Annotated in this window: 17 protein-coding genes; 14 read left to right on the plus strand and 3 right to left on the minus strand. The window is 57.7% G+C overall.

All coding sequences use genetic code 11. The annotated features are described in order from the left end of the window. Positions 1–54: 54 nt before the first annotated feature. Genes ROSERS_RS17290 through ROSERS_RS17300 form a run of 3 tightly spaced genes read left to right on the plus strand, consistent with a single transcriptional unit; the run spans position 55 to position 2,435 of the window. The gene (locus ROSERS_RS17290) at positions 55–402 is read left to right on the plus strand and encodes a Uma2 family endonuclease (protein ID WP_083763316.1); all 348 of its coding nucleotides are present in this window, start codon (positions 55–57) and stop codon (positions 400–402) included. Continuing rightward, on the plus strand, positions 399–1,682 hold the full coding sequence (locus tag ROSERS_RS17295) for an FAD-binding oxidoreductase (RefSeq protein WP_011958065.1): 1,284 nt from the start codon (positions 399–401) through the stop codon (positions 1,680–1,682). The genes ROSERS_RS17290 and ROSERS_RS17295 overlap by 4 nt, the downstream gene beginning before the upstream one ends. 48 nt (positions 1,683–1,730) lie before the next feature. Next, positions 1,731–2,435 (plus strand): diacylglycerol/polyprenol kinase family protein, encoded by a 705-nt coding sequence (locus ROSERS_RS17300; protein ID WP_011958066.1) that lies wholly within the window; start codon positions 1,731–1,733, stop codon positions 2,433–2,435. 1 nt (position 2,436) lies between these two features. Here the strand turns inward: ROSERS_RS17300 and msrA are convergent, their stop codons facing one another. Further along, positions 2,437–2,997, minus strand: coding sequence for a peptide-methionine (S)-S-oxide reductase MsrA (msrA, locus tag ROSERS_RS17305; RefSeq protein ID WP_011958067.1), 561 nt, complete (start codon positions 2,995–2,997; stop codon positions 2,437–2,439). Positions 2,998–3,502: 505 nt separating this feature from the next. Here msrA and ROSERS_RS17310 point away from each other — a divergent pair. From ROSERS_RS17310 to ROSERS_RS17340, 7 genes are all read left to right on the plus strand, one after another. Continuing rightward, positions 3,503–5,455, plus strand: coding sequence for a polysaccharide deacetylase family protein (locus ROSERS_RS17310; RefSeq protein WP_232282650.1), 1,953 nt, complete (start codon positions 3,503–3,505; stop codon positions 5,453–5,455). Continuing rightward, positions 5,443–7,065, plus strand: coding sequence for a hypothetical protein (locus ROSERS_RS17315; RefSeq protein ID WP_011958069.1), 1,623 nt, complete (start codon positions 5,443–5,445; stop codon positions 7,063–7,065). Before ROSERS_RS17310 ends, ROSERS_RS17315 begins: the two co-directional genes overlap by 13 nt. A gap of 118 nt (positions 7,066–7,183) precedes the next feature. Continuing rightward, a complete protein-coding gene (locus ROSERS_RS17320) occupies positions 7,184–8,998 on the plus strand; it encodes an ABC transporter permease (protein WP_011958070.1) in 1,815 nt (604 codons plus the stop codon). Between the two features lie 230 nt (positions 8,999–9,228). Next, positions 9,229–11,268 carry a glycosyltransferase gene (locus ROSERS_RS17325; protein ID WP_011958071.1) on the plus strand — a complete coding sequence of 680 codons (2,040 nt, stop codon included), beginning with the start codon at positions 9,229–9,231 and terminating at the stop codon, positions 11,266–11,268. Beyond that, a complete protein-coding gene (locus ROSERS_RS17330) occupies positions 11,268–12,521 on the plus strand; it encodes a glycosyltransferase family 4 protein (protein WP_011958072.1) in 1,254 nt (417 codons plus the stop codon). The genes ROSERS_RS17325 and ROSERS_RS17330 overlap by 1 nt, the downstream gene beginning before the upstream one ends. Continuing rightward, positions 12,518–13,126, plus strand: coding sequence for a hypothetical protein (locus ROSERS_RS17335; protein WP_011958073.1), 609 nt, complete (start codon positions 12,518–12,520; stop codon positions 13,124–13,126). The genes ROSERS_RS17330 and ROSERS_RS17335 overlap by 4 nt, the downstream gene beginning before the upstream one ends. 154 nt (positions 13,127–13,280) lie before the next feature. Next, positions 13,281–15,230 carry an HD domain-containing phosphohydrolase gene (locus tag ROSERS_RS17340; protein ID WP_011958074.1) on the plus strand — a complete coding sequence of 650 codons (1,950 nt, stop codon included), beginning with the start codon at positions 13,281–13,283 and terminating at the stop codon, positions 15,228–15,230. A gap of 16 nt (positions 15,231–15,246) precedes the next feature. Here ROSERS_RS17340 and ROSERS_RS17345 read toward each other — a convergent pair whose 3' ends face one another. Together ROSERS_RS17345 and ROSERS_RS17350 are read right to left on the minus strand one after the other, a co-directional pair. Beyond that, on the minus strand, positions 15,247–15,603 hold the full coding sequence (locus tag ROSERS_RS17345; RefSeq protein WP_011958075.1) for a hypothetical protein: 357 nt from the start codon (positions 15,601–15,603) through the stop codon (positions 15,247–15,249). 344 nt (positions 15,604–15,947) lie between these two features. Further along, positions 15,948–16,988 carry a fatty acid desaturase family protein gene (locus ROSERS_RS17350; RefSeq protein WP_011958076.1) on the minus strand — a complete coding sequence of 347 codons (1,041 nt, stop codon included), beginning with the start codon at positions 16,986–16,988 and terminating at the stop codon, positions 15,948–15,950. 804 nt (positions 16,989–17,792) lie between these two features. On the opposite strand from ROSERS_RS17350, the gene ROSERS_RS17355 reads away from it, so the two are divergent. From ROSERS_RS17355 to ROSERS_RS24310, 4 genes are read left to right on the plus strand one after another with little or no spacing between them, the layout of a single operon-like run. After that, positions 17,793–20,153: an AAA family ATPase gene (locus ROSERS_RS17355; RefSeq protein WP_011958078.1), complete on the plus strand. Its 2,361-nt coding sequence runs from the start codon at positions 17,793–17,795 to the stop codon at positions 20,151–20,153. Positions 20,154–20,203: 50 nt separating this feature from the next. Further along, on the plus strand, positions 20,204–23,056 hold the full coding sequence (locus ROSERS_RS17360; protein ID WP_011958079.1) for a WD40 repeat domain-containing protein: 2,853 nt from the start codon (positions 20,204–20,206) through the stop codon (positions 23,054–23,056). Continuing rightward, positions 23,053–23,862: a PP2C family protein-serine/threonine phosphatase gene (locus ROSERS_RS24305; protein ID WP_011958080.1), complete on the plus strand. Its 810-nt coding sequence runs from the start codon at positions 23,053–23,055 to the stop codon at positions 23,860–23,862. The genes ROSERS_RS17360 and ROSERS_RS24305 overlap by 4 nt, the downstream gene beginning before the upstream one ends. A 1-nt stretch (position 23,863) precedes the next feature. Beyond that, positions 23,864–25,498 (plus strand): FHA domain-containing serine/threonine-protein kinase, encoded by a 1,635-nt coding sequence (locus ROSERS_RS24310; protein WP_011958081.1) that lies wholly within the window; start codon positions 23,864–23,866, stop codon positions 25,496–25,498. Positions 25,499–25,505: the final 7 nt, after the last annotated feature.

Raw genomic sequence — 25,505 nt, forward strand, 5'->3', positions numbered from 1 at the left:
CCGGATATGCAATGGCGCAACGATAAGGTTTGAAGATCGAGGCGATGACCGGATATTCTTTTCATTGCCCACGAACGGGTTCACCTGATCCAACCGACATTCCTCGACGGCGCGGCAGACCTGGTGGTGGAAATTATTTCACCGGAGAGTGATGAACGCGACCGTGGCGAGAAGTTTATCGAATATGAAGCGGCAGGCGTGCGTGAGTACTGGCTCATCGATCCGCTCCGTGAGGAGGCGATGTTTTACCAGTTAACGCCCCAGGGTCGCTATCGCCTGGTCGTTCCATCACCGGATGGCGTGTACCACTCTGCCGTTATCGCCGGGCTATGGTTGCGCGTCGAATGGCTCTGGCAGCGACCGCCGGTGTTGCGTATCCTGAAAGAACTGGGCGTCCTATGAATCTGAACGAGGCACTCCGCACTGCTCTCCCTCCTGATACAGTCCAGGATGATGCCCCAACGCTGGAAGCATTCAGCGTGCAGGGGGTGCGCCCCCTGTGCGTCGTTACGCCTGGCAACGTCGAGGAACTCCAGGCAACGCTGCGCATCGCCGCAGAGCGCCGCGCAGCGCTGGCGGCGTGGGGCGGCGGAACGCAACAACTGATTGGCGCGCCGCCAACCCGCCTCGACCTGGTGGTGCGCACGACACGGCTTAACCGGGTGCTGGCGCACACTCCCGATGACCTGACGATTTCCGTTGAGGCAGGGATGACGTTTGGCGCACTCCGCACCTATCTGGCGCAGCACGGTCAAATGCTGGCGCTTGACCCGCCGTTGCCGGATCGGGCGACGATTGGCGGGTTGATCGCCACGGCAACCGACGGACCGCGACGGTTGGGGTACGGCACGCTGCGCGATGTGCTGATCGGGATTGCAGTGGTTGAAGTCGGCGGGCGACTCTCACGCGGCGGCGGCATGGTGGTCAAGAACGTCAGCGGCTTCGACATGATGAAACTCTACCTGGGAAGTTTCGGCACGCTGGCGGTCATTGCCAGCGCAAATTTCAAACTGTTGCCGCAACCGCGCGCGGCAGGAACAATCCTGTGCCGATTCAACGACCCCAAACCGGCGTTTGCCGCGCTCGACGAACTCGATGGCACCCAACTGGCGCCAGTCGCTGCTGAATACCTGAACCGCAGTGCGCTCGCTGCCGTGGGACAATCCGGCGTCTGTGCGCTGGCGTTGATGGCGGAAGGCCTGCCGCAGGCGGTTGAACGTCAGATGAACGATATGAGCGCCATCATGCGACGCCACGGCGCGCAATCAGTTGAGCGGCTGCACGGTGGCGAGGCGGAGGCGCTCTGGTCAGCCATTGCCGACCTGCCGCAGACTGCAACACTCGCCGCAGATGAAGCTGTAGTGAAACTGTCGGTATTGCCGACCGATGTGGCATCCGCCATCGCACAGTGTGAAGCGTCCGCCGCCCGTGTCGGCTCATCGGTCGCCATCAATGCGCGGGCGCTCAGTGGTGTGCTGTACGCCAGAGTACGATCGGTCACCGCTGCTGCACTCACAACCCTGACAGCCGAACTGCCGGGTCTTCAGTGGGTGGCGACGACGCTGCCCGATACGCCGCGCTGGGGGGCGCCGCCGCAGGGTCTCGATGTAATGCGGCGCATCCGCGACGAATTCGATCCGCTCCACCTATTGAATCCCGGACGATTTGTGCCAGGACTGTGAGGCTCAAGGTTCCACGGCGAATCTTGCCCGATGACGATGGAGTCGATCATGACAGCGAGTGAATGGACCGGACTGGGCATTTCGTATGCTTACGCTATCGGATTGCTGCTGACCGGCGAGGCATTGCATCGTTTTGCCGGCTTGCCCGCCGACCTGACGCGCAAGATTATCCACATCGGCGCAGGGATGTGGGTCTTCGGTATTCTGACGCTCTTTGATCGTTGGGAAATCGGGATTATTCCCTTTGCGACCTTCATCTTCGTCAACTTCATCCTCTACCGGTACCGGATTGTACGCGCAATGGATCGGGAGGACAGTTCGCCCGGCACGATCTACTTTGCCCTTGCGATCACCACGATCTATGCGTTGTTGTGGCGACCGCAGGGTCCGGTTGATCGCGGAGTGGCAGCGACGGCTGGTGTGATGGCAATGACGTGGGGTGACGCGCTGGCAGCGCTTGTGGGTCAGCGCATCGGTCGGCACAGGTACACTATCGGTCAGAGTAGCCGGACGCTGGAAGGGTCTGCGGTTATGTTTGCGGTCAGCGCGATAGCGATGCTGCTCACGGTGCTGTTTCTTCCAGGCTCAGCGCTGGCGCCATTTGCCCCGACCGTCGCGCCAGCGCGCGCCGTTCTGGCTGCTCTGCTCGGCGCTATCGTCGCTACCGTGGTCGAGGCGGTATCGCCGCATGGAACCGACAATCTGAGCGTTCCTGTCGCCGCGGCAGCCGTTGCGTTTCTGGCGGGAATCTGATTCAGCGCTTCGATTTGATGCGTTCGGAGAATTGTTTTCGCGCTTTCATCACCTTTGGCGCGACGACTGCCATACAGTACCCCTGGTACGGATTCTTTGCAAAATATTCCTGGTGGTACTCTTCCGCCATCCAGAACTCTGTAAACGGCTTCACTTCGGTTACGATCGGCGCGCTCCAGATTTTTGCGGCGTTCAATGCAGCGATGGTTTCTTCGGCAATCCGGCGCTGATCTTCGTTGTGATACAGAATGATCGAACGGTACTGCGGACCGACGTCGGCGCCCTGACGGTTGGGCGTGGTCGGGTCGTGAATGCTGAAAAAGATGTCCAGCAGGTCGCGAAACGTGATGACCTGCGGATCGAACGTGATCTGCACAACTTCGGCGTGACCGGTTCTGCCGGTGCAGACCTCCTCGTATGTCGGGTTGGGCTTGTGCCCGCCAGCATACCCCGATTCGACGCTGATGACCCCTTCGATCTCGTCGTACACGGCTTCGAGACACCAGAAACACCCGCCGCCCAGCGTGGCGACGTCGCGTTTGGGAACGATTGTATCAGTCATAAGAGCTCCTGAGTGCCGGGATATCTGTTCGTACGCAATAGTATACGTCACCTGCAGCAGATGGATGTCGCCGCACGCAACGTGCGCCTTCAACTGTCAGGAGGGGCGCAACCCGCGCTTGCACCCTCGCTGGTACCTGTTCACACCTGGGGTCATCCACAAACCTGGGAGCGCGGGCGTCCCGCCCGCACTGCGTCTCCAAGAGCAAGATGCCCAGGAGACATCATCGGGTACCTGTTCACACCTGGGGTCATCCACAAACCTGGGAGCGCGGGCGTCCCGCCCGCACCGCGTCTCCGAGGGCAAGATGCCCAGGAGACATCATCGGGTACCTGTTCACACCTGGGGTCATCCACAAACCTGGGAGCGCGGGCGTCCCGCCCGCACCGCGTCTCCAAGAGCAAGATGCCCTCGCTCCAGGAGACATCATCTCTCCGAGGGCAAGATGCCCTCGCTCCAGGAGACATCATCTCTCCGAGGGCAAGATGCCCTCGCTCCAGGAGACATGGAACACGTACCCCCGCCGCTGCGTCTCCACCTGGCAGTATGCTATAATGCGCCGTCTGAACGAGTGCGAAGCCAGACACCGGAACGGGATATGAAACGAACGTGGCATGCGGGCATTGTTGGAGCAGTCGCGCTTGGACTTATTCTGATGAGCACCGTATTCGTCGCAGTGCAGGAGCGGATGGGGCGGTGTGCAGCAGTGCCATTGATCGCTGACGATCTGCTGGGCGCGCCTGATTTTTCCAACCTGGCGCCCGGTACGCCGACCGGCGTTCTGTTGCCGGTCGGCTGGAGCGCAGCCGCAAGCGGCGTACAGGTTGGCGACTTTACCGTTTCCGGTTCAGGGCGCTCGTTCCAACTCCTCGGCATCGCCAACCACCTCCGCACCCCGTCGGTCGCCGTGCGACCTGGCGTGTCGTACTGCGCCACTGCGCAGGCGCTCGCCGACTCGTCTTCGGCGACTCGGGTGCGCCTCGGATTTCACTGGCTCGACGCCAGCGGCGACATCCTGCGCGTCGACTGGAGCGGGTGGCAGGAGGTGCGGCGCTGGAACGGACCAACTGACACTCAACCCTGGTCGCTGATCGGTGGAGGGTTCACCGCCCCGCCTGAAGCCACCCATCTTGCGGTGACGTTCCATCCTGCATCTGATGATCGGGTCTACCTCGACCTGATCCGCATCCGACACGGGCGCTTCCCACACACCGGCGAGATGCCGCCAGCATCACCTGAGCAGACTGCCGGGGTTGAGGCGCTTCCCTGGCCCAACGGCGCGCGCGCAGCGCTCTCATTTTCGTTCGATTGGGAAACGACGATGGGCGGGTTGATCCATTCGCGTTCGGTCGATGACCCAAACGTCGATCAGGACCCGCTTATGCGAGGAATGCGGATGCGCGAAGGAATCACGACAACGCTGGACATCTTCCGACCATACGGCATCCGCGCCACCTACTACGCAACCGGGTACAATTTCCTGACCGGCAACCGCGAGCAGCGGCGCTTCATGGGAGACCCGACGTTCACGTGGGCGAACCGTGCTAACCGCTGGCAAACCGACGCCTGGCAGCAGCAACCCTGGTTCTCACCCGATCCGTATGGCACGGTAGCGACTGACCCTGCCTGGTATTTTGGCGACCTGATCCCGCTGGTGCAGCGCGAGGGACATGATATTCAGAGCCATACGTTCAGCCACCTGTACGGCGGGCTTGCGAGCGCTGAGGAGTGGCGCAGCGATCTCTCCGAATGGCGGAGAGTCGCTGCAGAGCACAATGTCCCGCCAGCGCGGTCGCTGGCGTTTCCGTGGAGCAGCAGCGCCGGCATGAGTTACGCGAACTGGCAGGCGCTGGCAGAAGCCGGCATCACGTCGGTGACGCGCACGAACTGGAATCCGCGCCAACCGCAGTACCATCTGGTGAGCAGGGATGAACCGCACTGCCGACCGGTTCCGGGCCACGAAGCGATCCTCGCCTGCCCGGATTTCTACCTGACAGAGCAGAGCGCTGCGGAAGCGCCAGGCGTGATCGAGCGCGCCATCAACACCGGCGGCATGATCGACCTGTGGGCGCACACCGAAGAAGTCGTCACTCCGGCGCAGATCGCCGTGTGGCGCAACGTTGTGCGCTATGCCGTCGGGCGCCGCGATGCGGGCGATCTGTGGATTGCGCCGCTGGCGGAGATTGCCGACCGGCAACAGGCGGTGGCGCTGGTGCGCATCGAGCGACACGAATCAGAACCGGTTCACGACATGTCCTCAAACGCACCGTTGCATTTCCTGGTTACGAACCATAGCGTACACGACCTGCAAGGATTGACGCTCAACCTGCCGTCTGTCATCCAACAGGTAACGTTGGACGGCGAACAGAGCAACGCAACGCCTGTTGTTCGCGGTACGCTGCTGATCTTCGATCTGGCAGCCGGTGAGACCATCGAGGTGACGGCATGGTTGGGGTAAGGAATGCGCAGGCGCGGACGCACACTACCTGGCAATTCCATCCAGGCGATTATCTGGTTGTTGCAATCTTTATCTGCACAACCGTAGTTATGATGTATGCAGTGCTTGAGTCGCCGACATCCTTGCTGCTCGGTTGGGCGGGCGACAACATTCAGTACGTTTATGCCGCCGGATGGATTGCTGAAGCGCTGCGCACCGGCGCTTCACCGTTTGTCGACCCGCGCATCAATCCCCCGGAAGGATTGGCGCTGACCGCCACCGATGTGCCATACCTGGGATATATGGTAGTTGCACCACTGACGTGGATATTCGGACCCGTGTTCGGATATAATGCGCACCTGGCGCTCGCTCACTTCCTTTCGGGTCTGTGCGCATACCTGTGGGTGCATCGTCTGACCGGCAGTCGCACTGGCGGGTTAGTTGCTGGCCTGGCATTCATGCTGGCGCCGTTTCGCCACGCTCATAGCTACGGTCATCCGCAGATTGTGAGCACATATCCACTCCCGTTATTCTTTTGGGCGCTCGATGCCTCGCTCCGATCACAACCGGATCGTAAGGCGCTGGCAGGTCTGGCAGGGGCAACCTTCCTGCTCGGCGCAGCATCGCAGTATTACCTTGTTATTGGTTTACTCTGCGGTCTTGTGTATGCGCTATTGACGTTCGTGACCCGACGGTTGAATCCACTGCGTGGCGCGTGGCTCGCAGCGCCAGCAGTACTGATCGGTGCATTATTTGCGGCAACCCCTTATCTGATGATAGCACAGGAAGGAACCTACAATACTTATACTACTGAAAAAACACGAATGTGGTCAGCCAGCCCGATGAACTTCATCGTGCCATACCATCTGCATCCACTCTGGGGAACGCTTGTCGAGCAGTTGCGGCCTGAAACGTTGTGGGTTGAAAAAACGCTCTATGTTGGACTCGTCCCCGGAGTGCTGGCGCTGGTAGCATTGCGTACCTTTGAACGCCGGTTTGTCTGGGTCGGAACCGGTTTATTTGCGTTTATCCTGGCACTCGGCACCGATCTGCACACCGGCAATATACCGCTGCAACCGGATCGTCCGATCTGGTTGCCGGCATATTATCTGCATCAACTGCCGATCATCGGTCTTATGCGTGTTTGGGCGCGCTTTGGGGTTGTAACCATTCTTTTTGTTGCTTTGCTGGCAGGTGTAGGAGCGGCACAATTGACACATCGCAGTAAAGAGGCGTCACGATTCGGGGATCATACTCTCAAACATCGACGTTCGCTCCTTCTCGCCCCATTGATCATTTTGCTTGTAGCGCTCGATCTGAGCCCGATCTACAGAACCACTGATCGCATAACGCTGGCGCCTCGTCCGATTGACATCTGGCTTGCACAACAACCAGGCGATTTCATTATCGGGTTTGAACCGGTTATTGATGACAAAATCAACTATTATATATATTCTGTTCGGCGCCCTGATTCATGGGAAGCAAACGTTCGCATTCATGCATCAGGCGCATATGCCATCCGTCTTTCAGGATTTCAACGAGCGCTCACGCGGCTTTCCCGACAGTGCTTCCGCTCAACGATTGCGCGACCTGGGGATACGCTATCTGCTGCTGGAAAAACATATGTTTGATGGGAAACGCGCCTTTCGCTGGGATGTCGTTGAACAACGACTCGCAGAGACCCCAGAGTTGTATGTTGTGACGGAAGTTGACGGTGTTGTTGTCGTAGGATTTCGCTAGACTGCACATATGGCACACCTTGCGACGCCAGCAACCTGGATCGTGGCGTTGAGCCGCCAGCGCGGACCACTGCGGTTGTACCAGTGGCTCTGGCTGCTGATCTGCACACTTGGCGCGCTGGCGATAGCAGCGCCGCGCATCCTCTCCCAACCGATCCGCTATGAAACGCTGGCAACGGTGCAGATCGATGCCGTCGAACGCTATCACGAGTTGTATACCGACGGTCAGCCCGACGACGATTACCGCGCTGTCGAGGCGCAGGCGCTCGAACTGTTGAAAGCGCGCCGTCCCGACCTTGGCGGTCCGACCTATGCGGTGCGCTTTGCGCCACACTCCGATGGGCGCATCGACATCATCGCCACCGGTCGGACACCGCTCGAAGCGCAGATGCTGGCGGACGAAGCGGCAGAGATGCTGGCGCGCACAGTGCGCGCAGCCGGCGGACGCGAGATTCTGCGCAATCTCATGGGATGGGAACTGACCGAAGCGCTCCAGGGGCGTCAGCCAGAAACGACCTTCCAGCATCTGCTGCGCGAAATCATCCGGACGCAGGCGTTTCCGCTCAACCGGGCGGTCGAGCCGGTCTCGGCGTACATCACTGTTGATCAACTGCCACGCGAAGAACTGAGCGACCTGGCGCGCGCGCTGGAAGTTCGTGAGGAACAGTTGCGGCGTATCGATATTCCCGCGCTGGAGATGAATCGCACGGCTGCAACCGGCGCTGCGCTCCAGCGGATCGATGCCGACCTGGTGCGCCTGACGGCGGGAAAACAGGCGATCCGTGATGCGCTCGCATACCTGTATCGCAACCTCAGCGCCGCCTTCGCCCCCGATGCACCCAGCGACGCCTACCGCGCGATCCGGGCGCCGCTGCCGGAACGCGCCGTTGATCGCCGCATCCCGCTGCTCCTCTCGGTGGCAACGCTGGTCGGGCTGGTCTTCGGCGCAGCCGGTGTGGCAGTGGATCGCAGCGCTGGCGTCATGCGCAAAATCCTGGAACTCTGGGCATACCGCGAATTGATCCGCAACCTTGTGATCCGCGATTTGCAGGTTCGGTATAAAGGCAGCGCGCTTGGCTATCTCTGGACGCAACTGGCGCCTCTGCTGCTCATGCTCGTCTTCTGGTTCGTCTTCAGCGCCTTCTTCCAGGCGGACATCGCCATGTTCCCAGTGTTCCTTCTGGTCGGTCTGTTGCCGTGGAACTTCGCCAGCGAAGCGGTGAGCGGCGGCACACGCAGTGTGATCGACAATGCGGCGCTGGTCAAGAAGGTGTTCTTCCCGCGTGAGGTACTGCCGCTCGTCTCCGTCCTTTCCAGCCTGGTCAACTTTGTGCTGTCGCTGCCGATGCTTCTGCTGGTCATGGCGGCAGTTCAGGCAATGTACGCACCTTTGCGCGCAACGGGCAACTGGACGAACTTTTCGTGGACGTTCGTCTATCTGCCGGTGTTGATTGGCATTCAGACGCTCTTTCTGGCGGGGGTGGCGTTGTTTCTCAGTGCGCTGGCGGTGCGCTACCGCGATACCGTTCACCTGATCGGCATCTTCATTCAGTTCTGGTTCTTCCTCACACCGGTCATCTATGCGCTTGATCGGGTTGCCGGTCCGCTGGTGCAACTGGTGCGCTGGCTCAACCCGATGGCGTCGCTGGTTGAGTTTTACCGCGAGATTCTGTATGGAAACGCTGTCGCCTTTGGTCAGATTCCGACCCCGAACCTCCCTGCCCTCGATAGTGTGCTGCGTGTTCTGTTGACCGCCCTGGCGACTCTGGCGATTGGCTACTGGTATTTCCAGCGTCGCAGCGGTGAGTTTGGCGAGCGGTTGTAGAGAACCGGGAACCGAGAACCAAGAACCGAGAACCAAGAACCGAGAACCAAGAACCAAGAACTGAGAACCGAGAACTGAGAACCGAGAACTGAGAACCAGGAACTGAGAACCGAGAACTGAGAACCAGGAACTGAGAACCGAGAACTGAGAACCAGGAACTGAGAACCAGGAACTGAGAACTGAGAACCAGGAACTGAGAACTGAGCATTGAGCATTGAGAACTGAGAACCATGAAAACGCTCAACTCTGTCGCTCCCACCATCGTGTTGCCCGCGTGGCAGGCGCTTCGCGCGGAACAGGCTGTCACGTCACACTCGCCGCACGCGCTCATGGCAGAAGTTCAACCTTCAACCTTCAACCCCCAACCTTCAACCTTCAACCTTCAACCTTCAATCTTCAACCTTCAGCCTTCAACCTTCAACCTTCAACCTTCAACTCCCGACCCCCAACGCCCACCCATCACGATCATCATCCTCACATGGAATGGTCTCGAATATACCCGCCGTTGCATTGAGAGCATCCGCGCCCACACCCACGATATAGCGTATCATCTGCTGGTGGTGGACAACGGAAGTAGCGATGGAACGCTGGAGTGGTTGCGCTCACAACCAGAGATCAGGGTGATTGCCAATGAGCGCAACCTGGGATTTGCGCGGGGCAACAATCAGGGCATGGCAGCCACTCCACCGGACCACGACGTGCTGCTGCTCAATAACGATACCCTGATCATTCAGGATCACTGGCTTGCGCATTTGAGCGATGTGGCGCATAGCCATCCTGCATATGGCATTGTCGGGTGCACGCTGCTGCATGCCAATGGATCGCTCCAGCACGCCGGAACCTATATGCCGACGGATAGTTTTTGGGGGTGCCAGATCGGTGGCGGCGAAGCATACATCGGGCAATATCCCGGCGTGCGCGAGGTCGAGGGGATCACAGGCGCGTGCATGTACATCCGCCACGACGTGCGCGCGCTGTTGGGCGGTTTCGATGAAGCGTACACCTCGTACTTCGAGGATACCGACTACTGTCTGCGGGCGCGTCAGGCGGGGTTCAGGATCGTCTGCACCGGCGGCGTTCAGGTGGTGCATTTCGAGAATACCAGCGCCAGGATCAATAATGCATCCTGGCAGGCGATGTGGGACAGGGGGCGTGAGGTGTTCGTTCGCAAATGGAAATCTTTCTACGACCAGAAGTACCACCGTGCCATCGTCTGGCACTCACTGGTGGCGTCGCCGTCCGGGTATGCGACGTCGTCGCGTGAACTTGTGCTCGAACTCGACCGTTGCGGCATCGATGTGCGCCTGGCGTGCATCTGGGGGAATGATTTCACCGAACCGCTGACGGGCGATCCGCGCATCGATCAGTTGCGCGCCCGTCTCAAAGACTCCAGTCTGCCGCAGGTCGTCTACCATCAGGGCGACTCGTTCATCAAGAATAGCGGACGCTACCGCATCGGTTATACCATGATCGAGACCGACCGGTTGCCGGATGAGTGGGTCTATCAGGCGAACCAGATGGACGAGGTCTGGACGCCAACCCACTGGGGGGCTGAGGTCTTCCGCGCCAGCGGCGTGAAACGTCCGATCTTCGTTATTCCGCTGGGGATCAATCCAAACTATTTTCATCCTGGCATCCAGGGGCGTAAGCCCGGCAATCGATTCGTCTTCCTGTCAATCTTCGAGTGGATCGAGCGTAAAGCGCCGGAAGTGTTGATCCGCGCCTACCAGCAAACGTTTCGCCGCAGTGATGATGTGCTGCTGCTGCTCAAGATTTTCAATTACGATCCCGGTCTCGATGTGGCGCGACGCCTGGGAGAACTGATCCAGCGCGACGGTCCGCCGGTGGTGGTGCTGCCCAATCAGCAGATCGCTGCATACCAGCTCGGCTGTCTCTACCGGAGCGCCGACTGCTTCGTGCTGCCAACGCGCGGCGAGGGATGGGGCATGCCGGCGCTGGAAGCAATGGCGTGTGGACTGCCGGTTATTTCCACCAATTGGGGTGGGCAGACGGCGTTTCTCAACGCAGATGTCGCCTATCCGCTGCAGGTGCGCGGTCTCGTCCCGGCGGAAGCGCGCGCCCCATACTACCGCGGGTTACGCTGGGCAGACCCCGACATTGACCACCTTTGTGCACTGATGCGCCACGTGTATGAACATCCTGACGAAGCGCGCGCGGTAGGAGCGCGGGCAGCCGTCGAAGTCGCTGCACGCTGGACATGGGCGCATGCGGCTGCGGCGATCATCGAGCGTCTGGAAGCGATTGAATAATGCACATCGGTATCGATATTTCGCTGTTGCGAATTGCTCAGGCGGGCGTTCTCACCTATCACCGGGCGCTGCTCAACCACCTGGTGCGCGTGGGACGCGACTGTCATTTTACGCTGATCGACGTTCTGCCGCTCAACCCTGGTCGCCCAATGGCGCCGCTGGCAGCGCTCGATGCACCGAACGTGCGGGTGGTGCGTTGCCCGGGCATCCGGCGCGGCTACCTCAGCGCACGTCCTGCGTTCCACCACGGACCTGCGCATACCATCACCGCATGGATCGACCGTCTGCTCGACCCGATCTGGGCGCAGGCGGCAGTCATCGAGATGGGAGTGGAACTCCGCGCTGCCACACGCCGTGTCGAGGTGTTCCATGCCTCCGATCAACTCCCCTTTGCTCCGCCCGGCGCTGCGGTTGTGCTGACCATTCACGATCTGACCACGCGCCGCTTCCCCGACATGCATATGCCGGACAATACCGCACTCCACGCCATCAAAGAGCGCTTCGCCCGCACCCGCGCCGACCGTATCATCGCCGATTCTGAAGCGACCCGACGCGACATCGTGCGTGAACTGAACATCCCGCCAGAAAAAATCAGTGTAGTGTACGCAGCAGCAGATACGCGCTTCCGTCCCCATACTCCCGAAGAAACACAAACGACCCTGGAGCGCTACAGTCTGACGCACAACCGGTACATCCTGAGCGTTGGCACCCTCGAACCGCGAAAAAACCACGTCCGCCTGATCGAAGCGTATGCGATGCTCCGCGCCAGATATACGCCAGCCGGACATCTGCCGCCGCTGATCATCGCTGGCGGCAATGGATGGAAGTACGACGCAATCCTGGCAGCGCCGGAACAGACCGGCGTCGCCGGGTTCGTCCGGTTTCTTGGGCGCGTCCCCGATGATGACCTGCCCGCGCTGATTGCTGGATCGCGCGTGTTTGTGTATCCTTCGTTGTATGAAGGATTCGGGTTGCCGCCGCTGGAAGCGCTCGCCTGCGGTGTACCAGTGGTTGTGTCGCACGCAGCGTCGCTGCCCGAAGTGGTTGGCGACGCCGGGCTATACTGCGACCCGTATGACCCGCACGATATTGCACGCCAGATAGCGGCGCTGCTGGAAGATAACGACCTGTCGCTGCGATTGCGGTGTGCTGGCGTTGAACGTGCGAGGCAGTTCTCGTGGGAGCGCGCCGCCCGTGAGACGCTCGCCGTCTACGCACAGGCGCGTGATGAACGAAAGGCGAGACGACGATGACGATCTACTGGGTTAATGTTGATACTCAGGATGCGCTGACCCTCATGGCAGCGGTCGAACGCGCCCTGGAAACCGGTGACACGGGCGCGCCGCCGGCGCCCGGTGTAGCCGGTTCACCCGCTTCCCCCGCCAATCCGACGGACGCATATCTGCACGACAATATGGCAATCGCGCGCGCCGTCTGGTCGGTTGACCCCCACCGTATTGTTCTGTCGAGCCGACCGGGATTGGCGGCGGCGATCAACGCCTTTCAGCGCCTGGTGCGCAGGGCGACGTGGTGGTACGCCCTGCCGCAGTGGTTGCAGATCAGCGAGTTTCATGGCGCCGTCGTGCGCGCGCTCGATGCACTGATCGAGAAGGAACGAAGGCTGGACATGCGGGTGCGTGACATCGAACAAATGCGATTACAGGCGCATTTGTTCGCCCTGCAACAGCAGATCGCCGTACTGCGCGCCAGGAACGCCGAACTGGAGAGCCGCGTCGCCGCGCTGGAAGCGCAACGCGCACCCTCTCAGCACGCCGGACAAACCGGCTCGTCGTTCTTCAACAGACACGATCCGCATAAGAACCCTGGTGGTGATATAATATCCGATGGTGCATCGTAATACCATTGATGCGGTTGTTCTTGCGCATGGCAAGGTCGGGGGGCGCCAGTTTGATGATGAATAATGAATGGGTCGTTCGCGCTCAGGCGCCTGACTGCCGCACAGCGATCACGCACAGCACCGGCTATCTCGTGCGTCAGGAAGGACGATTCAGATGCCGCCGAACAAACCCGAACGATCATCGCGGCGAAAGGTTACCCTGCGCGAACTGTCCGACCTTTACGACCGCCTTCTCAAGCGCGAGGCGCAACTGCGTGCCGCACTCTACAGTATCGGCGACGCACTGATGATCACGGATACCGACGGGTCTATCACGTTGATGAACCCTGCCGCTGAACGTTTGACCGGATGGACTGAATCCGAGGCGCTGGCGCTCCCAATCGAACAGGTTTTCCGTATTGTCGATGAAGACACCCGTGCGGCAATTGAAAATCCGGTCACGCGCACGCTCCGCACGGGCACGGTTGTCCGGTTACACCATCGCACACTGCTGATCAGCCGCGACGGGCGCGAAATTCCGATCGCCGACGCTGGTGCACCAATCCGGGACGAGTCCGGCGATATGACAGGAGTGATTTTGACGTTCTACGACCAGACGCTGGCGCGCGCCGCCCTGCAAGCGGCGCAGATGGCGCGCGAGTTTGCTGAGAATATCATCGCAACCGTGCGTGAGCCGCTGCTTGTCCTCGACAGCAATCTGCGCGTTGTGTCGGTGAACCATGCGTTCTACCGCCTGTTCCGCACGACCCCTGAAGAGACGCTCGACCGCCAGATTTACGAACTGGGCAACCAGCAGTGGAACATCCCCGATCTGCGGCGTCTGCTGGAAGAGATTCTGACCCGCGATAGCCACTTCGACGGGTACGCCGTCACCCACGAGTTCGAGCACATCGGTCAACGCACGATGCTGCTGAATGCCCGTCGCATTCGCCGTTCCAGTGAGTTGATCCTGCTGGCAATCGAAGATATTACCGAACGCATCCAGGCGGAGCAGAAGGTGCAGTCTCACCTGCGACGGTTGCGCGCGCTGCGCACGATCGATCAGGCGATTATCTCCGCCTTCGATATGCGCGTGACGCTCGACATTCTGCTTGAGCAGATCAGAACCCATTTGCACGTCGATGCCGCTGCCCTTCACCTGCTCGATCCCCATACACAAACGCTCACCTGTGCCGCTGCTCACGGCTTCCAATCACGCGCCATCCAGCAGATTACACTGCGTACCGGGGAAGGGTACGCCGGGCAGGTCGCACTTGGACGACGAACGATGTTTCTTGCCGATCTGCGCACGTTCGAGCAGAATCAGTTCCATCTGTCCTGGATGCATCCTGACACCTTTGTGTCATACTGCGGCGTGCCGTTGATCGCCAGAGGTCAGATCAAAGGAGTGCTCGAAATCTTCCACCGCACCCGCCTCGATCCTGAACAGGACTGGTTCGACTTTCTGGAAGCATTGTCCATGCAGGCGGCGATTGCAATCGACAGCGTCGAGTCCTTTGAAACCCTGCAACGCTCGAACGCTCAGCTGGTGCTGGCATATGAGGCGACGATCCGGGGATGGGCGCACGCACTGGATCTGCGTGACAGGGAGACGGAAGGGCACTCGCAACGAGTCACAGAGTTGACAGTGCAACTGGCGCGCGCAGCCGGTCTGAGTGATGAACAGATCGCCCACATCCGACGCGGCGCTCTCCTGCACGATATCGGGAAACTCGGTATACCCGACTCGATCCTGCTCAAACCCGGCAGTCTGACTCCGGAAGAATGGGTCATTATGCGGCGGCATCCGGAGTATGCTTTTGGCATGCTCTCCCCGATAGAATACCTGCGCCCGGCACTCGACATCCCATACTGCCATCACGAGCGATGGGATGGCACAGGATACCCGCGCGGTCTGAAGGGAGATCAGATACCGCTGGCAGCGCGTCTCTTTGCTGTTGCCGATGTGTGGGACGCGCTTCAGTCAGACCGTCCGTACCGCGCGCGCTGGCCCCGTGAGCAGGCGTTGGAGTACATCCGGTCACAGGCGGGGAAGCACTTTGATCCCGAGGTGGTGGAACTCTTCCTGAAGGTTATTGGCGCGGAAGCGGACATTGCCGACTGATTCTCTGTGCTTCGCTCTACTCGCGCGGGATCGGCGCCCCCGGCGGGGCGTTGACAATCTCCGCCTCGATCGGTTCTGCTGGTGCTGCAGCAGGTGTATCAGGCGCTGCAGCTTCAGATGTCAGCGGCTCGATGTCAAGATGCTCAACCGACGCTTCATGCTTCTCCGATGCTGCCTCCACCTGTTGTGCGTGCTGTTCGCCGACCGATGAACCGGGGGGCAGGTTGAGGATTGCCACCTCGTGATCGTCGTGTGCCTCTTCGTGATCGTGGTGATGCGACACACCGTATTCGGTGATCAGGCTGGCGCGTTTGATGCGCCGATCATATTCGCGGTAGACGGTATCGGCAATGCGCTGGAGTAGACCTGACATACGCACGTGCCCCTGCTGAAGCGGTTGATGCTACGTGGGTATTATACCAGAACCGAGAACTGAGAACCGAGAACCGAGAACCGAGAACCAGGAACTGAGAACCGAGAACCGGGAGTCGAAAGTGAAAGAACCAGAGGTGAGGATGCCGGAGAGCGTGAGAGCGATAAAGCGCCCGGAGCGACTGTCGTCCTGAATTTCGGCGTGCTTCTATTGCCAACCGCAGTGGATTGCAGTCATCCAGTGTCAGATCTGGCGGAGGATCATCGGGGAGTGTGCTCAGAATCGAAGCGCCGCCGGGTCAAACCCGACGGCTTCGACGCGATTCTCTCCATCCCCGATTTGATTTACGCACCCGGTGTTGACGATGACGCCGAAACAGCCTTCGACGCGCGCAGCGGCGCGCTGATTTCGTGGAGGTAGCCGAGAATCTCACGGTACGACTGGATCATGGACGTTTCGTGGTAGGAAATGCCGTGCTTTGCGCAGAACTCTTTGACGATCACGCTCGCCTCGCGCAGGCGATGCATCGGCAGCGACGGGAACAGATGATGCTCAATCTGATAGTTCAGACCGCCATACCAGAAGTCGGTGATCGGATGACCGCTGACATTACGCGCCGTCAGCACCTGTAAGCGCAAAAAGTCGATCTGCGTGTTGTCATCGACGATCAGCATTCCCTTGTGATTGGGCGCGAAGACCGATCCCAGATAGACGCCAAAGAATGCCTGGCTGATCAGAATGAACCCGATCCCCGCCCACGGTCCCAGCGCGATGATAGGCAACGTGAGATACCAGACCAGGTTAAGCGCCATCATCACGATCTCGATCCCGCGCCGCCGCGACTCAGGACTCAGCACAAAGCGGTAACTGACCTCACGCAGAGCATATCCCTGCAATGTGAGCAGCGGAAAGAACAGAAACGCCTGATTCTTCGTCATCCAGCGCCAGATGCCGTGCCGCGATTCCGCCTGTTCCGGGGTGAATGCCACCACCGGCACGTCGAGATCGGGATCCATGCCGTCGTGATTCGGATGCGCATGGTGCGCATTGTGCTTGCCCGTCCACCACTCAGCGCTCAACCCCAGCAGCAAGTTGCCCAGAAAGATGCCGACGGCATCGTTCCAGCCCACCTTGTGGAAAATCTGCCGGTGGCAGGCGCTGTGCGATGTGAAACCAATCTGCGCCAGAACGAATCCCATGAAAATGGCGTTCAACGCCTGAATCCAGAGGTTGTCGACCAGAAACAGGATGGCGATGCTGGCGATCAGCATACCGACCTTGAGCGCGATGACGCCGATGAAAAACCAGGGTTGTTTGTCGAGCAGACCGCGTTCCTTGATGATTTTCTTGAGTGCGATGTACTCTGCGTTGCTGACTGAAGACACGATATCGATCCTCTACATAGACTACGCTCTCTGCTCTGATCTCTCCGTCGAGACGAATCATCACAGCCAGAGAGCACCTTACTGCTTCTACTCACTATAGTGCACAGGAGCGGACGAACTCAAGTGATCTGAACACATGTTGTTAAGAGACGCGGCGATTCGTCAGGAGAGAGGCCTGGAGAGAGACGCGCGATTGAGATACCCACAATGATGCGCCGACCGTGACGCAGACGCGAACTGGCGCCAGCGGCGTCGCTGGATCGTCCAAGGGCAGCGGTTGCGGTCTGACAGCCTATCTCCAGAGCGCTATCGACGGCAGATCCGAGCGGAGTAAACCGACAGGGTGAATAAGGATAACGAATGAACACCAGTATATCATCAAACCTTGATGGTTTCTCATCCTTATAAAGCCTTAAGCGTCGCCACAGAGTCTTAACCTTTACCATTTCGTAATTTAGGGAGGATAGTTGTGTAATCGAAAGTTACGATGTGTTTACTACGTTATGAGGTGCTTTTAGCTATTGACTCTCACAAATCTATTTGATAGAATTGTTCCAGGTTTTCTTTACGAATGACGTGCTCCGTAAATTGTCCGTATTTTCACAGATAATCAGAGGCGTTTATCCTTGAAAAGAGATCTGGTAAGCTCCGTGTGTTTGTTTACTTTAGAAACAACAAAGTTAACTAACGACCCATCTCAAACAACATGATCTACCTATATTGAGACGAAAAATCGATATATACTTGGCTGGAATCCGAAGGAAGATGCAGCTGGAATATCAGAGAGATTGAAGGGAGTATTCCATGTTCACTTCTCCGGGCGTATCTCTCATACTTGTATTGGCCGTCGCCGAAGCCCAGTTGACGGAATCATCCCATCTGGAACCTGAGCACATTTTCCTGGCTCTGTTGAAATCAGAAGATATTTCAACTGAAACAGTTCCAGGAATGCCGCAAGTCTCGCTGGCAGCAGCAACAGGAGAAATTCAAAGGATAGCCGCCTTCTGGCAACAGGAAGGGATTTCAGCAAAGCGATTACGCAGGCGATTGAGAGCCATCGTTCGAGAAATGTCAAAAAGTAGGGGGGAATTCAGCGGGCATCGTAGTCAGCGGGGAAGAGAATTATTCAACAAAGCAGAGACCCTGGCCTGGCAAAACCAGAGAGACAACGTAACGCCGTTTGACCTCCTGGTCTGCTCTCTTGAAATAGAGAGCAAGGCTATTGACATGCTTTTCCAGGAGATGAACCTGGAGCGGCAGAAATTGCTCGAGCGCGCCAGAGAACTGCTGGCGTGGACACCCGAAACGCAAAGGAAAGAAATTAGCCAGGAGCACCGTCTGGCAAAATATGGCCGTGACCTGACGGCGCTGGCACGTGCCGGGCGATTGGGACCAGTCATCGGGCGTGCCGAGGAAATCAAACAAATTGCTCGTATTCTTGTCCAACGGAGTAAGAATAACCCCCTGCTGCTTGGTGATCCGGGAGTCGGTAAAACGGCTATCGCAGAAGGGCTGGCATCGTATGCCGCAAGCGAAAACGCTGTGACGCCTCTCCGCGATTTTTATTTCGTGGAAATCTCCGTTGCTGCGTTGCTCTCTGGCGCGATGTATCGCGGTCAATTTGAAGAGCGCGTTCAGGAAGTGATTGAGACGGCTCGGCAGGATAAAAATCTGGTCTTGTTTCTGGATGAAATCCATACTTTGATGGGCAGTGGGGCGGGTGGCTCGAGTACGCTTGATGCTGCCAATATGCTCAAGCCTGCCCTCGCGCGCGGTGACATTCGTTGCATTGGCGCTACCACCATTGATGAATATCGCAAGCACATTGAACCCGATGGCGCCCTGGCGCGACGATTCCAGATCGTCTGGATTGATGAACCCAGCCCGACAGAAACTTTGCACATTCTCCGTGGTCTGCGCTCCAAAATGCAAGAGCATCACCAGATCGAAATCCCCGATGAGGCGTTGCAAAAAGCGGTCTCGCTTTCAGGTCGCTACATTACCGACGGCTACCAACCCGACAAAGCCATCACCGTTTTGGATGAAGCCTGTGCCCGGCGACGGTTGTTGACGATCCATGTCCAATCATCACCAACGCAAACCTCCCACCTGGAAGTCGAAGATATAGGTCAGGTGGTGGCGCGGCGCACCCAGATTCCGCTGGAGGTCATTCTGCAAAGCGACGAAGAGCGCCTGCTACATCTCGAAGAGGAACTGGGCAAGCGTGTCCTCGGTCAAGATGAAGCGGTGCGAACAGTGGCAGAGGCAGTGCGCATCTCCCGCGTGGGCTTGCGCGCCCCTGGCAAGCCCATTGTGTTGATGTTTGCAGGTCCCACAGGCACGGGCAAAACGGAACTCGCCAAAGCATTGAGTGAAACCCTGTTCTTTGATCCCAACCGTCTGATCACGCTCGATATGAGCGAATATCAGGAAAGCCATTCGGTCGCCAAACTCATCGGTTCGCCTCCTGGTTACATCGGCTTTGGCGAGGAGCCATATCTCGTCCGCGAATTGCGTCTGCATCCCTATTCGGTAGTCCTGCTGGACGAAATCGAAAAGGCGCATCCGAGCGTGTTGACAGTTTTCCTGCAAGTTTTTGACGAAGGCCGTTTGACCGACGCGCGCGGTCGCCGCATCAATTGCGGCGAAGCCATCTTCATCCTGACTTCCAACCTGGGTGCGAGCATTGAAGTAAAACGCCCGATTGGGTTTCAGGGTATGGAAGCAGAGCAACATATCGCGGCGCTAGTTGAAGCAAATGTTAAACAGATTATCGCCGCCCGTCTCTCCCCGGAACTGGTCAATCGCCTTCAGGCTGTAGTTGTGTTCAGATCACTCGACGAGAAGACACTTGACGCCATCCTTGACCTCTACGTGCAGGGCTTGAACCGCCAGCTGGCAGAACGTCAAATCAGCATTGCAATGGATGCCAGCGCCAAAGCATTTCTAATCGAACAGGGCTATAGCGCGGAATTTGGAGCGCGGCATCTGAAACGGGCTTTCGAACGGCTCATTGCCGAGCCACTCTCGCGGGAAATACTTTCTGGCAAGCTAAAAGCCGGTCAACAGATTATCTTCTTTATGGAAGCCGGTCAATTGCAGTGCTCCACCCGCTCTACCACCGGGATTACCGGGATTCCCACCCAACTTTACCGCCCTTCGTGAAAGAGTGCTGTCAACCAGAACACTGACAGACACAGATGAAGGAGGGAATCATGAATAAGACAGCAGAAAATGTGGCGAAAATGTTTGGATGGATCTTTATAGGTCTTTTGTTTTTGCTGCTCTGGCAGATTGGTCAAGCAAGTCAGAGCGCCTGGATTGGAGTGATTGTCGGGGTCGGAATAATACTTGCTTACAGCGGAACAGCCTTTTACACCGCAAAAGAAACTCTGGGTGGTTACCTGACCTTATCGCTTTTGAGTTTTATCGCACTGAGTGTTGCCGTCTGGTTATCAGGACTGGCAGGGGGTTGGTGGTGGACTGGCGTGTGGCTCATGGTCGCCCTGGCTCATTTCGTTGTAGCCATTGACGCCTGGCAGGAAGACGATGACCATATGCGGGTAGCGCTGATCCTGGGCATCCTGCATACGCTGCTTGCCTTTCTTGCACCGACCGTTGTTCTGCCATCGCTGCAAGCAAGTCCATCAGACCTGACAGGTTCTATTTGGCCGGGATTCCTTGTCGGTGGATTGATGACTCTCATCCTTGCCTGGCATCAAGGACGCCATAAAACGGAAGGCGGTCCCTTTATCTTTTGGGCATTGATTAGTCTTGGCTTGCTGACAGGCGCAACCTGGTTCTCAAAATTACAGGGCGGTTGGTTATGGAGCGTGCCGTGGTTGCTGGCGGGGCTCGTACTTTTACACGCTGCCCAAGAACTGCGCGACTATTCATTCGGACGCATGGCGGGAAATTGGGGATTGTTAATGGTAGCGCTGTGTCTGATCGTTGCGTTTGCCGGTCCGGCTCTACTACCTGACTATCTGAAAGGCGCATCCTCCACCCTAACGCAGGCTTCTCCCACTGAAGCCCCCGCTCCAACGGCGACCGTCACAACCAGAGCACAATCGACGCCTGTGCTGACCCCCGTGCCCCAGCCTGCACCTGCTTTTGCTGATTGGGACAGATTTACCAAAAATGGAGAAACCGCTTTGCAGAACTTTTTTCTTGCGGCTTTCCGCTCCATCTGGGGAATCTTTCACCTCTTGATGTTGTTTGTGCTCGGATATTTGTGGTTTGGCACCTGGCGGAAGGGCGCCTTGCCCTCAATAACCTTGGTGCTTGCCGTCTGGCTCCTGGGCGCCTATCAATCCCCCTACGCCCAACTGCTCATCCATCTTTTTTCCTCCAGTCCAGCCGGATGGATGCACGATATGCTCATGGCTTCTATCGAGCACTGGGGCACGATGGGTTGGGGAGTCTTGTTGACCGGTGCAGCAACAGTCCTGCTCCTTTTGCCTGCATTCCGCATTACCAGCAAAGTCAATTACGTGCTGGCGCTGAACGCCGCCTCCGTCTCGCGCCTGCGCGATAGTTCGGTGATGCGCCAATTCACGCGCGATCTAAATCGCCTGGGCGTGCACCCGGTGGACAACATGATTGCTTTCGTGATGATCTCGGTTGTTTCCATCGGTTTGTTTATTGCCCTCTGGATGGGATTGCGCCAAGTTGGCGAGAGAGGAAACCTTCCACTCGGTTTTATCTTTCTCCCTGACTTGACCGTTCCTCATTGGGCGCCGGTTTGGGACTGGGCCTACTTTTTGCTGGCTTTTTTGATGTTGCTGGCAACGAATATCCTCATGCAGGTTCAGAAGAAATTAGAACCTGTGCCGCAAGAGTATGGTTATCTCAGCAATGTTGTGGTTCTCCCGGCGACTGCCATTGCCGCCGCCCTGTTCCCCGCAGGAGTGCTGTTGTTCTCGCTGAGTGCTGTCCTGACGCATACGCTGTTCCTCCCGCTACGGGTACAGGGGATTAGCCGGAGAGACTATGAGCAAGAACTTGAAAGACGCCAGCTGGAAAAAGAACCAGGCCAGCTGAAAGAAGAACGAGATCGGCTAAAAGAAGAACGACGCCGACTGGAAGAAGAACGAGACCGATTGAAAGAAGAACTACGCCAGCTGAAAGAAAAACCAGGTCAGCGTGGCATACCGCTCCAGCCGAAAGACGACATGTCAAAGGCACAAGAAGCAAAGATAGTCTGGACCTCTCAGCTACCGCTCATTAGCATGCTGCCCCTAGAGGATAGCAAATGGTTCCTTTCAGAAAGCGGTGTTCTTTTCGTTCAGGCCCAAGCCCTTGAGCAAGTCAAAGTGCCCATTCAAAACGCGAATGCCTTGTTCGCTCTCAAAGAAAGCACGGCTGAGCGTGAAGGGGAGGTCTTGGTCATCGGAGATGGACAAAAAGTTCTCCGGTTGGGACGCGGCTCGCGCAAGATACTGCAAACGTTTACTCTCTCGCAAAAGGGCGATGCTTTTACGCTCAACCCATACAAGACAATGGTCGCCTGGTTGAACGTCTCTGAGGGCATCGTTGGTGGCATGTTTCTGGAAGCAGGGCACGAAGTGACCTTTGCGAGTGGGCTTGCCGTGACGCCTGCCCTGGCCTTTTCGGCAGATGGACGCCACCTCGCCGCAGGTGCGCCCGATGGTCGCATTCATCTCATAAACGTTGCCACTCGCCAGGTCGAGACATCTCTACAACTCCCCGAATCCTCTGTTTCTTTTGGTAAATCAGTCCGTTACCTGGCAGGACGCAAGGGAGGCGGCTGGCTGGCGGTGTACGAAAACAGACGCACCGTATTGTGGGACAGCAACTATCAGGTCGAGCAGGAACTACCGGCTCGGAAGTGGCGTTTGGACACGATTGCCTTCCACGCCGCGAGCGGACGACTGGCGTTTGGTATGAACGAAGGGCATCTGCAGGTCTTTGATGCCAGTTTGAAGCAAATTTTTGCATGTCAGATGGAGGAAAAGCAACTTTCCTGGATGGATTTCTCGTCAGATGGGAAAACGCTCTTTGTCATTGGAAATAAAACTATCGTGCGAAAGGTGGAACTGCCATGATTGATACACAACCTTTGCAATTTCCAGCCCGCCTGACCGTGAGCGTGATAAGCGAAAAAGGCTGTTCGCACGAACAGAATGAGGATTGTTATCGTTTGGACATCGAGCGCGGTCTCTTCCTTCTGGCTGATGGCATGGGCGGTCATCGCGCTGGCGAGGTGGCCAGCCGTATGGCCATAGAAATCATCTATCAAGTCTTAAGTTCAAGACCGTCAGGGGATTGGCAGCAAACATTCGGAAATGCGCTGCTGGCAGCACACCATGCTCTTCGCAAGGCTGCCGATGAAAATGAACAGTATCGCGGCATGGGGACCACCGCCTTGATTGGATGGATTCGTCTTCCTGAATTGCATCTTTGGACCGCTCACGTTGGCAACAGCCGCGCCTATCTCTGGCACAGGGGGAGATTGCAACAACTCACCGAAGACCACACCATGCTCAACGAACTGCGCAAAGCCAATCGCCTGCCAGCCAACCGCCGCAACTGGCCCTCACCGAGTGTACTCAGTCAAGCGCTCGGCTCGCGTCAACCTTTTCTTTCCCCTGGCTTTGGAGACTGGCGACTTGAAGTCGGCGACCGTCTGCTGTTCTGTTCCGATGGCATATCCGATGTTCTCTCTGCACAGGAAATTCAACAGGCATTCGACGCTTTTCAAGAACCACAAACGATTTGCGATCATCTTGCCGAAGCCGTGCATTCCAAGGATACACCGGATGACCTGACGGCTATCGTGGTAGCCATCGAACCTGCCGTAGCATCAGAAGTGGGCATTCAAACCGTTCAGAGGCAAGAACTGGAGGTGTAAGATGAAAATCGTCATGCGCGTTGTCGAAGGCCCGGGCGATAGAAGGGAGTTCGTCTTTCCAGCCGAGGGCGAATCTGAAGACGAAGCGACCGACATTCTGGTCGGCAGAGATGATGTGGATTGCCATGCTCACTGGAGGCTGAGTAAAGAGGATCCAACTGTTTCACGCGCCCATTTGCTGCTGGAAATCCGCCCACCGAATTGTCAGGTTCAGGACAATGGCAGTTTGAATGGCGTTTACTTACGGCGCGGGGACGAACCGGAACGGAGGGTAGTCAAAGAACTGCTTCAGAACGGCGATCGCCTGCGGCTGGGCAAGACAGTGGTCGAATTTGAGATCCACGTGCCTTTGCGACCGGTCGAGACGGTTTATGTCGAAGAGCAGCCCCCTGCGCCTGAGCCAAAGCCTGCAACGACACCACCGCTCTCTGAACCGGTACCTGCCTCCACCCCTGTATCCCCATCCCCTCCGCCCGAAAAAGAACCCGAATGGTTCTGCGTGCGTTGCGGAGAACGCCTGGACAAACTGCCTGACCTTGAGATGCTGGCGCGCAGCCTGGACTTTATGTGCCCCCGCTGCCGAAAGGAGGTGGAAGCAGAACTGCGCCAGGCAGAAGAACGTTCACGTGAGCGTTATGTTTGCTCAGAATGTGGGCAAGACGTTACCGAGATGGCCAAGAGCGATGGCCGCGCGGCAGAGCTCAAAGACGTAGCCCTTTACCTGTGCTCACAATGTGCAAACAAGGCAAAAAAGAGATACACCGAATCGCCTAAACAAATCGTCGGCTATTGGGTTCTCAAAAGCATGGGCGCAGGAGGTGTGGGAGAAGTCCTCAAGGGCTGGCATCCGCAAACTGGCCGCATCGTGGCGATCAAGAGAATGCTCTCAAAAGTTAGCACAGAAGAGCGTATGGTTCGTCGCTTCCGGCGCGAAATCGCTATCATGGAAACCCTCTCGCATCCCAACGTAGTTCGATTGTATGAGAGCGGCGTCCTGGACGGCGTCCCGGTGTTTGTTTCGGAATTCGTACCGGGCGGCGACATGACGCAATTCATCCGCGAGGATGGACGCTCTTCACTTCCACCCCATGAAATTGTCTCGCTGATTGCCAAGAGCCTGGTTGGACTCGAATATTTCCATCGGCAGGGCTATGTCCACCGCGACTTGAAACCGGAGAACATCCTGCTGGCAAAGAAAGACGGTCAACGCATTCCCAAAGTTGCCGATTTCGGTTTTGCGCGCAGTTTCGAAAAACACGGTGGAACCATTACGCGCACCGACGAGTTCGCCGGCACCTGGATGTATATGCCGCCAGAACAAATCACTGACTTTAAACATGCCAGGCCGCCGTTGGATGTGTATGCGATGGGCGCCACCATCTATGTGCTGCTGAGCGGCTGGTGGCCCCTGCCGGATTTCCCGTCTTTCTCGGCAGTAAAGCAGGGCCGGGTGGGTATTCTCAAACGCAGCATTCCACAAATGATTCTGCACGACCGGCGTATGCCGCTGGAAGAGCGCCGCCCGGATCTGCCGCGTGCCTTGTGCCGCGTGGTGGATAAAGCCATCGCTATGGAAGCACGCAATCGTTACCAATCCGCCGAGGAGTTTCGCCAGGCATTGCTAAAAGCGCTGTGAACCTATC

The organism is Roseiflexus sp. RS-1 (assembly GCF_000016665.1).
In the GTDB taxonomy this organism is placed as follows: domain Bacteria; phylum Chloroflexota; class Chloroflexia; order Chloroflexales; family Roseiflexaceae; genus Roseiflexus.